Below are 13,283 nucleotides of genomic sequence, written 5' to 3' on the forward strand. Positions count from 1 at the left end.
GACGTTCGCCATCGATCAGCACGTTGCCGCCGCCGCCCGTGCCGCGGGCAGCGTCGCCGCGGTCAAGCACGAAGCCCGGAGTGCGCTCGACCATCTCCCGAGCCGAGGTGACCCGCATGGCCTCATAAAAGCTGGCGGGATAGGTCACGACGCCGGTTTCGGCGGGCGCGGGCGCGGGCGCGGGCGCCTCCGACTTTTGCGCGCGGGCGGGGTCGGCGAGCAGCAGCGAAATGGCGATCGCCAGGGTCGCAGCGCCGGAATTCTGGGGGAGGAATGCGGCCATGTCGTCAGCGCCTATGCCGGGCGTCGACACGCAGGTCCAGCGGCAGCCGCTCGATCCGGCCGGAAAGTTGGAGGCCCGACCGAGAATCGAACTCGGGTGCACGGATTTGCAGTCCGCTGCGTCACCACTCCGCCATCGGGCCGCCGGAGAGGGCGGAGCGCTATCAGAACGCGCTCAGCGCCGCAATGACCGGGCGTTGCCTTCGGCCCGACGCGGCCTATAAGCGGCGCATCATCACCACGAGATCTTCCATGGCCGATTTCGTCGCCGCGCGGCTCAATATGGTTGAGAGTCAGGTCCGCACGCAGGACGTCACCGATGTGCGGATCCATGACGCTATGCGGGTGATCCCGCGTGAGGAACTGTTGCCGTCTGGCAAGGGGCACCTGGCCTATGCGGACATTGAGGCGGAGTATGCGCCCGGACGCTGGCTCTTGAAGCCGCGCGACGTGGCCAAGCTGTTGCAGGCCTTGAGGCCGATGCCTGGTGAGCGGGCGATGGCGCTCTCCGCACCCTATGCAGCGGCGGTGATGCGGGAGTTGGGCCTGCAGGTTGTGGAAGCCGATGCGGCGGCTGGTCCTCAGGGCGAGGGTTTCGATATCGTGGTCTGCGAGGGCGCCGTCCATCGGGCGCCGGAGACCTGGAGCCGGGCGCTGGCTCTACATGGCCGACTGGGCGTGGTCGAACGGGACGGCCCTGTGGGCAAGGCCCTTCTCTATGAACGTTCCGCGAGTGGAACCGGGCGACGCGAGGCGTTCGACTCCTTCCCGCCGGTGCTTGCCGGGTTTGAACCGGCCGCCGGGTTCGCATTCTGAAACACCTGGGTAACCCTAGCGTGAAAAAAGCTTAAGGACCGAACGGCTTGGACCGGACGGCGGCGCACGGCATAAGGGCGGGAGCGTCTCTCGCGTTATCGGGGATAAGGCATGTCAATCGGACCGTGCGGCCGCCTCTTGGCTGCGACCCTTGTGGCCCTTGCGCCCACCGGTATGGCGAAGGCCGAGAGCCTCGCGGACGCCATCGCGCTGGCCTATCAGAACAACCCGACGCTGCAGGCTCAGCGTGCGACCCAACGCGCCATCGACGAGAACTATGTTCAGGCGCGCACAGGCTGGCGTCCGACATTGAGCCTTGGCGGCCGGCTGCAATACAACGAGACTCGCACGCCCAAAGCTGCGGCCGGCCAGGACACCAACGCCGACGGCATTCCCGACAGCTTTGGATCCTTCGGCATTCGGGAATCCAACAGCGCTGCGACGCAGCTCTCGTTCACCCAACCGCTCTGGACAGGCGGTCGGGTCGCGGCCTCTGTGAACGCCGCCAATGCAGAGGTGCTGGCCGGGCGGGAAAATCTGCGTCGCGTCGAAGCCCAGGTGCTGGCCCAGGTGATCCAGGCCTATTCCGACACGCGGAGGGACCAGGAGTCCGTCCGGATCCGCCAGGAGAACGTCAAGGTCCTGACTCGTCAGCTTCAAGAGAGCCAGGCGCGTTTCGATGTGGGCGAGGTGACGCGGACCGATGTTGCCCAGAGCCAGGCGCGTCTGGCGCAAGCTCAGGCGCAGCTGCAATCGGCTATCGCGCAGCTCGCGGGGACGAGGGCCAACTACGCCACCCTGGTCGGTCAGAACCCTGGCGAGCTCGAGCCGGAACCCTCGCTGGCCTACATGCTGCCGTCGGATCCCGACGAGGCCTTCAAACTGGCTGAGCAATTCAGCCCGCTGCTCCGCGCTCAACAGTTTACCGAGCAGGCCAGCCGCGCCCGCGTCGCCGGCGCGCGGGCCGAACGGATGCCCAGCGTCAATGCGCAGGTGACATATGGCTTCAGTGGTCCGGCCTTCCCGGACCGGCCGGCGGACTCGTTCCAACGCGACCTGTTCCAGCGCGGTGTGACCGCTACAGTCAACGGTAGTGTGCCGCTGTTCTCGGGCGGCCTGGTCAGCTCGCGGATTCGCCAGGCGGTGGAGCGCAACAACGCCGATCGCATCAGCACAGAGGGCGTCCGACGCACCGTGATGCAGAATGTGACCCAGTCGTGGAGCCAGCTGCTTGCGGCGCGGGCCAACATTTCATCCAGTGAAGAACAGGTTCGAGCGGCGCGGATCGCCGCCGAGGGCACGCGGCAGGAACAGCAGGTAGGCCTGCGCACCACCATCGACGTCCTGAACGCCGAGCAGGAATTGCGGCAGGCGGAGCTGAACCAGGTAAGCTCCCGGCGCGACGAGATCGTGGCCTCGGCCAGTGTGCTGGCGACGATGGGACGACTGGAGGCCCGAAATCTCGTGCCAGTTTCCCCCAGCTACGACGCGGCCAAAAACTTCCGGAAGCTGCGGATGACCTGGGGCTGGGTGCCCTGGGAGGAGCCAGTCGGCATTCTGGATCGGGATTTGAGCGCCTGGCCGTCCAAGACCCCCACGGAAGGCGCCCAGGAACCGACCATCGGGCCCGGCATCGCACCGGCCAAGGCGCCGAGTTGAACCTAGACCGATACGGGAAATTGCAGGAACGCCCGACGCCCTCTAGGCTCTAGCAACAGATTCCGGAGGCGGCGGTTATGTCCGAACAGAGTTCCCAGGAACCGACGATGGAGGAGATCTTGGCCTCGATCCGTCGGATCATTTCCGAGGACGAGACCGCGCCTGCTGAGGGCGAATCCTCCGAAGCGGCGGCCGAGCCGGACCCAGAGCCGGAGCCCGAGGTCGCGGCCGCGCCGGAGCCTGAGCCGATCGCCGCGCCTGAGCCCGAACCTGTCGAGGATGAGGCGCTTGAACTGACCCAGAAGGTCGAATCGCATGGAGACCTCGACTTTGTGCCGTCGGCCCCCCCGCCCGCGACTTCACAGGTGGTTGCTCCGGCTCCGGTAGAGGTCGCCGCGCCAGCGCCGTCTTTGGTGAGTGAACATGTGGCCGCGGCTGCTGCTGCGACATTCGGCCGGTTGAGCGCCAACCTGGCCATGCCGCCCGCCGACCAGACTCTGGACGGCGTGGTACGCGAAATGCTCCGCCCGATGCTTCAGCAGTGGCTGGACGACAACCTGCCGACCATCGTGCAACAGGCCGTCGAGGCCGAAGTGGAACGCATTTCCCGCGCCCGAGTACGGTAGGGCGGCTCACCCTCCACCCGTCCGGGCCTATGCTCGGAGCCAAAACGGGGCCGAACGACGCCGCCCGGATTCCGTGGCCGATCCCGCGCCAAGACCCCACAAGCCCCAGGTCCGGCTTTCGCCGGGACGTGCGCTTGTGTAACTGCCAGACCGGTATCTCGCATGCTCGACAAGACCTTCGACCCCAAGTCCGCCGAACCGCGCCTCTACGCCGCCTGGGAGGCCTCGGGCGCGTTTGCGCCGATCGATGACCCGGCCGCCGAGCCGTTCTCCATCGTTATCCCGCCGCCGAACGTGACGGGCTCGCTCCACATCGGACATGCGCTCAACAACACACTGCAGGACGTGCTGATCCGGTTTGAGCGGATGCGCGGCAAGGCGGCGCTGTGGCTGCCGGGCACCGACCACGCCGGCATCGCGACGCAGATGGTGGTGGAGCGCCAGCTGGCCGAGAGCGGCAACCAGAGTCGGCGCGACCTGGGCCGGGACGACTTCGTGGCCAAAGTCTGGGAGTGGAAGTCCCAATCCGGGGGCGCCATCGTGCGCCAGCTCCGCCGGCTGGGCGCTAGCTGTGACTGGAGCCGTGAGCGGTTCACGCTGGATGAGGGCCTCTCGGCGGCGGTGCGCAAGGTATTCGTCCAGTTGCATCGCGAGGGGCTCATCTATCGCGATAAGCGGCTGGTGAACTGGGACCCGCACTTCCAGACTGCGATTTCGGATCTCGAGGTCGAACAGAAGGAGGTCGACGGCCACTTCTGGCACTTCGCCTACCCGCTGGAGGATGGCTCAGGCGAAATCGTGGTGGCGACGACGCGGCCTGAAACCATGCTGGGCGACACCGCTGTGGCGGTGCATCCCTCGGACGAACGCTACAAGGCGCTGATTGGCAAGGCCGTTCGCCTTCCGATCGTGAATCGCCCGATACCGATCATCGCTGATGAATATCCCGACCCGGAGAAGGGGTCCGGCGCGGTCAAGATCACACCCGCGCATGACTTCAACGACTTCGCAGTCGGCAAGCGCCACAACCTGCCGATGATCAGCGTGTTCGACGACTTTGCGCGGATCAACGACAATGCTCCGCTGGCCTATCGTGGTCTCGACCGCTTTGAAGCGCGTAGAAAGGTGGTGGCCGAGTTCGAGGCGCTCGGACTGCTGCGCGAGGTCGAGACGACCCGCCACACTGTGCCGCACGGGGATCGATCAGGCGTGGTGGTCGAGCCCTATCTGACGGACCAGTGGTACGTCGCGGCCGACGTCCTGGCCCGCGACGCCATCCGGGCTGTCGAGACCGGCGACACCGTCTTCCAGCCCAAGGCCTGGGAAAAGACCTACTTCGAGTGGATGCGGAACATCCAGCCCTGGTGCGTGTCGCGCCAGCTGTGGTGGGGCCATCGGATCCCGGCGTGGTACGGGCCGGACGGCAAGGCGTTCGTGGCCGAGACCGAGTCCGAGGCCCAACGCAAGGCAGACGAACACTACGGCCATACGACGCCGCTCCGCCAGGACGAGGACGTTCTGGACACCTGGTTCTCATCCGGGCTCTGGCCATTCTCGACCCTTGGCTGGCCTGACAAGACCGACGACTTCGCCCGGTTCTACCCGACCCACACCCTGATCACGGGCTTCGACATCATCTTCTTCTGGGTAGCCCGGATGATGATGCAGGGTCTCCACTTTACGGGCCAAGTTCCCTTCAAGCGGGTATTCATCAACGCCCTGGTGCGGGACGCCACCGGCGCGAAGATGTCGAAGTCCAAGGGCAATGTGATGGATCCTCTGGGCCTCATCGACGCCTATGGGGCTGATGCGCTTCGATTTACCCTGACCTCGATGTCCGGCCAGGCCCGGGACATCAAATTGTCCACACAGAGAATTGAAGGATATAGAAATTTCGGCACCAAGTTGTGGAACGCGACGCGCTTCTGCCAGATGAACGGGTGCGCCCGCGCCGAGACCTTTGATCCCGCGACCGTGACCTTGCCGCTCAACCGCTGGATCATCGGCGAGACGGTTCGGACGGCCAGGGCGGTGACGGAAGGGCTGGCGGATTGCGGGTTCAGCGAGGCGTCGGAGGGGCTCTACCGCTTCATCTGGAACCAGTTCTGCGACTGGTATGTGGAGCTCGCCAAGCCGCTGCTGACCGGTGAAGACAATGAGGCGAAGTCCGAGACCCAGGCGACCGCGGCATGGGCGCTGGATGTCATCCTGACCCTGCTGCACCCGGTTATGCCGTTCCTCACCGAGGAACTTTGGGCGCAGACCGCTGATCTGGGCGCGCCGCGCGCCCATGTGGGCTTCCTGATGACCGCGCCTTGGCCCGATCTGCCGGAGCAACTGATCAACCCCGCCGCCGACGCCGAGATCGGGCTGGTTATCGAGGCGATATCCGAGGGGCGCTCGGTGCGAGCGGGCCTGAATGTGCCGCTGTCGGCCAGGCCGCCGCTAATGCTGATCGAAGCAGACCCGGATCAGCGTCGTGTGCTCCTGGCCAATGCGGCCCAGGTGGAGCGTCTGCTGCGGGTATCGGGCGTCGAGTCCGTTGATGCGCCCCCACCGGGCGCGATCCCGTTCATGGTGGCGGGCGCGATGCTTGCGTTGCCGGTGGCTGAATTCATCGATCTTGCGGCCGAACGCGCGCGTCTGGCCAAGGAGGTCGGTGGGCTCGAAGGTGAGATCCGCAAGATCGGCGGCAAGCTCGGCAACCCAGACTTCGTAGCGCGGGCCCCGGAAGAGGTCGTCGAGGAGAACCGCGAGCGCCTGGTCGAGGCGGAGGCGGCGCGCGACAAACTCCACGGCGCGCTGTTGCGGTTGCAGGGGGTCAAGTGAACGATCCGGACAACCTTCGCATCATCTCTCGCCTGTCGATGGACTATGTGGTGTCGATCTACAGCGCCATCCTGCGCGGGAGCCGCCACGATCCCATCGATGCGATCATCCTGAGCACGGTGGCGGTGGCCAATGTGGCGCATCTCAACACCGATGCGGCTATGTCGCAGGCCTATGGCGGAATCGATGCTCCGGAGCCGGCCGATATCAAGCGCCCGATCAGCCGCAACGCCGTGGCGCTTTCGCTTGGGCTTTCCTACGAGACCGCCCGGCGCCGCATTCAGCGGCTGCTCGACGAAGGCGCGTTGGTCGAGGTGGAAGGCGGACTGGTGGGCTCTAATGAACAGGCGAGCCCCGATATGGTCCGCGCCATGGCCGAGCAGAACGCGGTGCTGCTGCGGCGTCTGATCCGCCAGCTTCGCGACCACGGGGTCGAGGTCTGACCGCGTTACTCATAATGAGGCATCGTGTCACATAGCTCCGCCCAACAGGAGCTAGTCTTCTCCCGGTTCAATGCGGTTTGGGATTCGGGACCTTGGGGGCGGTGGTCGTACCGATGTGGAAACAACGGGTGGAGATCGAGGCGGGCAGCCGCCTCGCGGAACACCTTGGTCGTCGTCTGCGCCGCCGCCGCCGCGTGGTGGGGATGACGCAGGATGAACTCGCGCGGGCCTGCGGGCTCCGTTTCGAGGAGATCCAGCGCTTCGAGACCGCCGCGGCCGATTTGCCGGCCTCCCACTTGCAGCGACTGGCGGAAGTTTTGTCGGCGCCTGTGAGCTACTTCTATGCAGGGATGGAAGACGGACCTGCGGCGATCACCGCCTAAGGCCGCCCGCGCGGCGCTCAACCCTACCTGACGAACAGGGCGACCTCCGAGCTTCAGCAGGCGTACCGGGTCCAAACGTGGCCTAGACCCGTCTCCTCAACATTCGGGTGGCGGCTCCCGATTGCGCGTCGATGGTCGATCAGGGCTGGGCAAGCGGCCTTGGATCACCCATCTAGCGCCGGATCACATCCGGAGACGTCATTCCATGACCACTGCTGAGCTGCCGCCCGGCTGGCCCGCCATGTCCATCGCCCAGGCGCACGCCCTGATCGGGGGGCCGGGCCTGCCGACCGAGATCGCGACCGAGACCATCCGGGGCGTCGAACTCAAGGTCTGGAAGAACCAGCCCGCCTCGCTCAGGGCGGTGGCCGACGCAGCCAAGGCGCACGGCGACAAGGTGTTCCTGGTCTATGAGGACGAGCGCGTCACCTATGACGCCTTCCATCGCGCCACGGCGGCGTTTGCGGCGGAACTGCGGGCGAAGGGCGTGGCCAAGGGCGACCGCGTCGCCGTGGTGATGCGCAACGTGCCGGAGTGGGCTGTGGCCTTCTATGGCGCGGCGGCGCTGGGCGCCGTGGTGACACCGCTGAACGCGTGGTGGACCGGGCCGGAGCTTGAGTACGGGATGACCGACTCCGGCGCCAAGATCGCGGTGATGGACGCAGAGCGCTATGGCCGGCTGGTCGAGCACCTGCCCAATTGCCCAGACCTCAAGCGTGTCTATGTGAGCCGCGAGCCGGGCGAAATCGCCCACCCGGACGTGAGCCGCCTGGAAGATGTCTTGGGCAAGCCCGAAACCTGGGCGACCCTGCCGGACCGACCGTTCCCGGAGGCCGAAGTCGGTCCTGAGGACGACGCTACGATCTTCTACACCTCGGGCACAACCGGGAAGCCCAAGGGCGCGGTGGCCACCAATCGTGCGGTGAACTGCAACATCCTGACCGCCGGGGCGGCTGGAGCGCGGGCCTTCCTGCGTAAAGGCGAGATGCCGCCGGCGCCGGATCCGAGTGCGCCCCAGAAGTCGGCGCTGCTGTCGGTGCCGTTCTTCCACGTGACGGGCTGTTTCGCGGTGTTGAACCCGACGGTGTTCACCGGCGGCAAGCTGGTGCTGATGTTCAAGTGGGAGCCGATCCGGGCGTTCGAACTGATCGAGCGCGAGAAGGTGACCACGGCCGGAGGCGTGCCGACCATCGCCTGGCAACTGATCGAACATCCGGCGCGGGCCAACTATGATCTGTCGTCCCTTGAAGGGGTCTCATACGGCGGTGCGCCCTCGGCGCCGGAGCTGGTGCGTCGACTGCGCGAAGTGTTCCCCAAGTCGCAGCCCGGCCAGGGCTGGGGCATGACCGAAACCTGCGCCACGGTCACGTCCAACGGCGCAGAGGACTATGTAAATCGGCCCGACAGTTGCGGCCCCGCCGCGGCGGTGGCCGAGCTACAGATCCGCGATCCAGGCGACGGGGTGACCGTGCTGGCGGCCGGCGAGGTGGGTGAGCTTTGGTCCAAGGGGCCGATGAACGCCCGCGCCTACTGGAACAAGCCGGAAGCCACGGCGCAGACCTTTGTCGATGGCTGGGTGCGGACGGGCGACCTGGCGCGCCTCGATGAGGAAGGTTTCTGCTTCATCATCGACCGGGCCAAGGACATGCTGATCCGGGGTGGCGAGAACATCTACTGCGTGGAGGTGGAGAACGTTCTCTATGACCATCCCGCCGTGATGGACGCCGCCGTGGTGGCCCGACCGCATCGCATCCTTGGCGAGGAGCCGGCGGCGGTGGTGACGCTGAAGCCCGGAACCACGGCGACGGAAGCCGAGCTGCGCGCGCATGTGGCCGAGCGGCTGGCGGCGTTCAAAGTGCCGGTGGAGGTCCGCTTCTTCACTGAGACCCTCCCGCGCAACGCCAACGGCAAGATCCTGAAGAGCGAGCTGAAGAAGCTGTTCGAGGGCGAACCCGCCTGAAGACCCGGGCCGACGTCCTGCTGGTGGCGCGCGGCCTGTTCGAGAGTCGCGCCAAGGCCCGAGCCGCCATCGAGGCGGGCGGGGTGACCGTGGATGGGCGCGCCGTGTCCAGGCCCGGCGAGCTGATTGCCGAGGATGCCGCCATCGAGGCGCGGGCGGCCCACCCCTGGGTCGGGCGCGGGGCGTTGAAGTTGGTCCATGCGCTCGATCTCTGGGCGCTCCCGGTCAAGGACCGTGTGGTGTTGGATGTCGGCGCCTCCACGGGCGGGTTCACCGAGGTGTGTCTGGCGCGGGGTGCGGCGCGGGTGTTCGCGGTGGATGTCGGGCGTGGCCAGCTGCATCCCCGGATCGCGGCCGATCCACGGGTGACGGCGCTGGAAGGGATGGACGCCAGGCTGCTGACTCCGGCGGAGATCGGCCAATCGCCAGATCTGATCGTCTGCGACGTGAGCTTTATCGGGTTGGCCAAGGCCTTGCCCGTTCCCCTGGCGCTGGCTCCATTGGGCGCGGACCTCGTGACACTGGTCAAGCCGCAGTTCGAGGTGGGCCCGGCGCGGGTGGGGAAGGGCGGCCGGGTCACGGACCCCGACGCGCGCGCTGAGGCGCTGGCCGACGTCGAGGCGTTTCTGGGAGACGCGGGCTGGCCGGTGCGGGCTTCATGCGAGAGCCCCATCACCGGGGGCGACGGAAACGTCGAGTTTCTGGTCTGGGCGACCCGTCAGTCGACCACGGCGTAGCGACCGTCGGCGCCTTTGCACACGCGCACGAAGCGGGTCTCTGTGCGACCGTCCGGCATGCGGATCGGGCTCTCCGCCAGAGTGCAGTCTTCGGCCGTCGCGGGGCGTTCGGTAACGCGATAGGGCGCCCCATCGGCGTCGGCGCGGGCCCAGGCGTCGTCGTCGGCCTCGGCTCGGGCGGAATAGCCGCTATCGTAGCGATCGTTGCTGCGCTCGTCGTAACGGCGATCCGCGCGGGTCGGATAGGCGGGGCCGTTGTTGTAGCTGCTGTTGCAGGCGGCGCTGCTGGAGCCGACCTTGCCCCCGGCGATGGCGCCGAGCAACCCGCCAAGGACCGCACCCTCCGTGCGGGCGTTGCGGGCGGCGACATTGGAACCGATCACGGCGCCCATCGCCGCGCCGATCAGGCCGCCGGCTGTGCCGCGTGAGTTCGTCTCGCGCTTGCAGGGATCGTAATAGTACCCCTGCGGGCTCTTCTCGGTGTAGGGGCCGGACTGCGCGAGCGCCGGGCCGGCTCCGAACGACAACAAGGCAGCGGCGGCCAGTGCAACTCGCGCGGTCTGGGCCATGGCGGCTGGGCGGTTCATCCGGTATCCCTCGAACTGGAGCGCGCGCCGATGAAGGCGCGAGGGTTCAGGATGCGTGCGCGAACCTGAACGGCCGTTGAGAGTCTCGTTCATGTTCGTTCATCAATTGCAAATTCGGACATGGCCGTGACCGGTCGCCGTTCCCAACATCGCGGACGACCGGCGACGCCCAAGACCGTCGGCCCGGCGGTGGAGTTGATCATCGAGGCGGTGGGCGGCGAAGGCGACGGTATCGCGCCTGGACCGGAGTTCGTGCCCGGGGCGTTGCCCGGCGAGCGGTTGCTGGCCCGGCGGGTCGGCGACCGGCACGAGATCGTCGAGATTCTCGAGGCTAGCCTGGACCGTATCGAGCCCGTCTGCCCGCATGTGCCCGCCTGCGGCGGGTGTGCGCTGCAACACTGGGCGCACGCGCCCTATCTCGCCTGGAAGGTGGCGCGGCTCGGCGAGACCCTGTCGCGGGAGAGAATCGAGACCGAGATCCGAGCGCCCTACGCCGCGCCGCCCGGCACGCGGCGGAGACTCGCGTTGCATGCGAGGCCCGGCTCCGGCGGCGTGGCGCGGCTGGGCTACAAGACGCGGCGGTCGTGGGATCTGGTGGACATCCGCGTCTGCCCCATCGCCGATCCGGCGCTGGAGGCGGCCCTTCCGGGACTGAAGCGGCTGGCGGCGCCGCTGTTCGAGAGCAGCAAATCCGCGCCGACGCTGCATGTGACATTGACCGACACCGGCCTCGACATCGACATCACCGGGGTAGAGGCGCGTCAGGGCGGCCTTTCGGCCGATGGGCGCATGCGGCTGGCGGCGCTGGCGGCGGAGGCGAACCTGGCGCGGGTGACCCTGGCCGGCGAGGCGGTCTATCTGGCGCGCCAGCCGCAAGTGCGGCTCGGTCCCGCGCAGGTCAACCTGCCGCCCGGCGCGTTCCTACAGGCCACGGTCGGGGCGGAAGACGCCATGGCGGCCCTGGTGACCGAGGCCGCCGCCGGGGCCACAAAGATCGCCGACCTGCACTGCGGGGTGGGCACATTCACCTTTCGATTGGCCGGGATCGCCCCTGTGGTGGCGGCCGACATGTCGGGGCCGGCGGTGGCGGCCCTAAGCGCCGCCCTGGCGGGCGCGCCGGGGCTGAAAGGCGTCGAGACCCAGACGCGGGACCTGGTGCGGCGACCGATGCTGGCCATGGAGTTGAAGAAGATCGACGTGGCGGTGTTCGATCCCCCACGCGCGGGCGCGGCAGAGCAGGCCGGCGAGATGGGTCGGTCCAAGCTGTCGCGCGTCATCGGCGTATCGTGCAATCCAGCCACCTTCGTCCGCGACGCCCGCATGCTGATCGACGCGGGGTTCCGCCTGGATTGCGTGACGCCGGTGGATCAGTTCCTCTGGTCGCCGCACATCGAACTGGTGGGGGTGTTCAGCCGGTGAGCGCGCCCCTTCGCTACTCCACCGTGTCGAACACCTGCCCATCGGCCAGCGAGATCAGGGCAAACCCGGTTCCGACGCGCACCCAGGCGTAGCCGGCCGGCGGCGGGCGCAATCGATAGCGTTGATAGTCGCTGACAACGCCGCCCCGCAGACCATCCGGCAGAACGCCGCCGCGGCGGGCGGCGGGGGGTTGCTGGGTCAGCCCCTTGGCTGGGCGGGTCTCGAACTCGCGGCGCGTTTCGGCCGCGTCCGGACGTTTTGGCCGGTCCCGGTCCTGCGCATGAGCCGTCCCGCTCAACACCAGGGTCACGAGTACGGCGGAGAGGGGCGTTGCGAGACGCATGGGTTGATCCTGCCACGATGCGGCTGAACTGTCGCTGAACGGCCGCCGCAATTCTGACAACCAGACAACGCCGGCCTTAACCATGTGTTCAGCGCAAGGCTGATTTGTTGGGCTCGACGGTAGGTGATGGGCCTGAAGAATCGGGCCGGCCTGCCGCAGGGGTGAAAACCATGCTGGCGAGCATCGACAATATGTCGTTTGACCTGCCTCTGCCGAAGCCGGACGCGACGGGCGACGAGCTGTTTCGGTTGGGACTGCTTTATTCCACAGGCCAGGGCGGTGCGCCGCTGGACTATGTGTCGGCGCACATGCTGTTCAACTTGGCGGCGATGCGCGGCTCGGCCGAGGCGCGCCTCTATCGCAAGGAACTTGCGGGCGAGATGGGCTCCGACGATGTGGCCGAGGCGCAGCGCCAGGCCCGACAGTGGCTGGCCCAGGGCTAGGAACCTAGGCTTCTGTTGCGGCGCGGGCGCGGTCTAGGCAGACCGCGCGGCGTCGGCTAAGAACCGCCCTCCGCAGACGCGCCTTGGCGCGTCCCGGCTTGGGTGACGTGGCCGAGTGGCTGAAGGCAACGGTTTGCTAAATCGTCATACGTGAAAGCGTATCCAGGGTTCGAATCCCTGCGTCACCGCCATTCTTCGCCATGGCTTCGTGCGGCTGGCCACGAAGCGCGCCGTGCAAAAGGCCTCGGCGAAGGCAGCGTTCCTACTTCCGCTCCACACTGAGATCCGCAAAGTGGCCGATCGTGCCGGGGCCGATCCACAGCGCGATGGGCCCGCGCGCGGCGGGGCCACGCTTCAGGTCGTTGACGATCAGGGTCGGCTGTGTGGCTCCACCCACATAAAGACGGGCCTTGTCGCCGGCCACTTCGAGGCGCAGCTGGATCCAGCGGCCGGGCTCCATGTCGGCATAGCTTTCATAGCGCGAGGGCGTTTCGCGGCGCATGCGCTGCCAAGTCCAGTCCGGCGGAGACACATACTGGACCGCATGGTTGCGTCGTTCCTGATCCTCGGCGCGGCCGTTGGTCGGGCGGACGTAGAACAGTTCCCCGGCCGAGGCGTCGGCAGTTGCGCGGACCATGACCCCGACAAATCCCCGCGCGCCGGAGTTGGCTGTGGCGGCGGGAGCGCCCGAGACCTTGAGTTCAACGACGCCGTCGCCGAAATCGCCGCCCGGCAGGATGATGAACCGGCCGCCCT

The 13,283-nt window shown here is 67.3% G+C and carries 13 protein-coding genes, 2 tRNA genes and 1 pseudogene; 11 read left to right on the forward strand and 5 right to left on the reverse strand.

Annotated features, from left to right (window positions below; all coding sequences use genetic code 11):
- Window positions 1-283: pseudogene (locus tag ACIQ3R_RS08315) on the reverse strand (hypothetical protein); the annotation flags it as partial.
- Window positions 284-351: 68 nt separating this feature from the next.
- Window positions 352-425 (reverse strand) — tRNA-Cys (locus ACIQ3R_RS08320).
- Window positions 426-534: 109 nt separating this feature from the next.
- Between ACIQ3R_RS08320 and ACIQ3R_RS08325 the strand changes: the two genes are divergently transcribed.
- The 8 genes from ACIQ3R_RS08325 (at window position 535) to ACIQ3R_RS08360 (ending at window position 9,735) form a co-directional block, all read left to right on the forward strand.
- Complete coding sequence (locus ACIQ3R_RS08325) at window positions 535-1,098, forward strand: protein-L-isoaspartate O-methyltransferase (RefSeq protein ID WP_397417252.1); 564 nt, start codon at window positions 535-537, stop codon at window positions 1,096-1,098.
- A 111-nt stretch (window positions 1,099-1,209) separates the two neighbouring features.
- On the forward strand, window positions 1,210-2,757 hold the full coding sequence (locus ACIQ3R_RS08330; RefSeq protein ID WP_397417254.1) for a TolC family outer membrane protein: 1,548 nt from the start codon (window positions 1,210-1,212) through the stop codon (window positions 2,755-2,757).
- Between the two features lie 107 nt (window positions 2,758-2,864).
- Window positions 2,865-3,383, forward strand: coding sequence for a DUF2497 domain-containing protein (locus tag ACIQ3R_RS08335; RefSeq protein ID WP_397417256.1), 519 nt, complete (start codon window positions 2,865-2,867; stop codon window positions 3,381-3,383).
- Between the two features lie 162 nt (window positions 3,384-3,545).
- Complete coding sequence (locus ACIQ3R_RS08340; RefSeq protein WP_397417258.1) at window positions 3,546-6,212, forward strand: valine--tRNA ligase; 2,667 nt, start codon at window positions 3,546-3,548, stop codon at window positions 6,210-6,212.
- Complete coding sequence (locus ACIQ3R_RS08345; RefSeq protein WP_397417260.1) at window positions 6,209-6,655, forward strand: hypothetical protein; 447 nt, start codon at window positions 6,209-6,211, stop codon at window positions 6,653-6,655. Before ACIQ3R_RS08340 ends, ACIQ3R_RS08345 begins: the two co-directional genes overlap by 4 nt.
- A gap of 101 nt (window positions 6,656-6,756) precedes the next feature.
- Complete coding sequence (locus tag ACIQ3R_RS08350) at window positions 6,757-7,038, forward strand: helix-turn-helix domain-containing protein (protein WP_397417272.1); 282 nt, start codon at window positions 6,757-6,759, stop codon at window positions 7,036-7,038.
- 205 nt (window positions 7,039-7,243) lie between these two features.
- Window positions 7,244-8,998 (forward strand): class I adenylate-forming enzyme family protein, encoded by a 1,755-nt coding sequence (locus ACIQ3R_RS08355; RefSeq protein WP_397417262.1) that lies wholly within the window; start codon window positions 7,244-7,246, stop codon window positions 8,996-8,998.
- Window positions 8,995-9,735, forward strand: a complete 741-nt coding sequence (locus ACIQ3R_RS08360; RefSeq protein ID WP_397417274.1) for a TlyA family RNA methyltransferase — start codon at window positions 8,995-8,997, stop codon at window positions 9,733-9,735. The genes ACIQ3R_RS08355 and ACIQ3R_RS08360 overlap by 4 nt, the downstream gene beginning before the upstream one ends.
- Here the strand turns inward: ACIQ3R_RS08360 and ACIQ3R_RS08365 are convergent.
- Complete coding sequence (locus tag ACIQ3R_RS08365) at window positions 9,717-10,322, reverse strand: glycine zipper 2TM domain-containing protein (RefSeq protein WP_397417264.1); 606 nt, start codon at window positions 10,320-10,322, stop codon at window positions 9,717-9,719. The genes ACIQ3R_RS08360 and ACIQ3R_RS08365 overlap by 19 nt on opposite strands.
- A 189-nt stretch (window positions 10,323-10,511) precedes the next feature.
- Here ACIQ3R_RS08365 and ACIQ3R_RS08370 point away from each other — a divergent pair, with 189 nt between their 5' ends.
- Window positions 10,512-11,741: a class I SAM-dependent RNA methyltransferase gene (locus tag ACIQ3R_RS08370; RefSeq protein ID WP_397417276.1), complete on the forward strand. Its 1,230-nt coding sequence runs from the start codon at window positions 10,512-10,514 to the stop codon at window positions 11,739-11,741.
- A gap of 13 nt (window positions 11,742-11,754) precedes the next feature.
- On the opposite strand, the gene ACIQ3R_RS08375 is transcribed toward ACIQ3R_RS08370, so the two are convergent.
- On the reverse strand, window positions 11,755-12,084 hold the full coding sequence (locus ACIQ3R_RS08375; protein ID WP_397417266.1) for an RcnB family protein: 330 nt from the start codon (window positions 12,082-12,084) through the stop codon (window positions 11,755-11,757).
- A gap of 170 nt (window positions 12,085-12,254) precedes the next feature.
- On the opposite strand from ACIQ3R_RS08375, the gene ACIQ3R_RS08380 reads away from it, so the two are divergent.
- Both ACIQ3R_RS08380 and ACIQ3R_RS08385 read left to right on the forward strand, forming a co-directional pair.
- Window positions 12,255-12,527, forward strand: a complete 273-nt coding sequence (locus ACIQ3R_RS08380; RefSeq protein ID WP_397417268.1) for a sel1 repeat family protein — start codon at window positions 12,255-12,257, stop codon at window positions 12,525-12,527.
- A 101-nt stretch (window positions 12,528-12,628) separates the two neighbouring features.
- A tRNA-Ser gene (locus ACIQ3R_RS08385) sits at window positions 12,629-12,718 on the forward strand.
- A gap of 71 nt (window positions 12,719-12,789) precedes the next feature.
- Here ACIQ3R_RS08385 and ACIQ3R_RS08390 read toward each other — a convergent pair.
- Window positions 12,790-13,283, reverse strand: a 494-nt coding sequence (locus ACIQ3R_RS08390; RefSeq protein WP_397417270.1) for a hypothetical protein, incomplete at its 5' end; no start/stop codon positions are given.

This window comes from Phenylobacterium sp., assembly GCF_044371015.1.
Classification (GTDB): domain Bacteria; phylum Pseudomonadota; class Alphaproteobacteria; order Caulobacterales; family Caulobacteraceae; genus Phenylobacterium.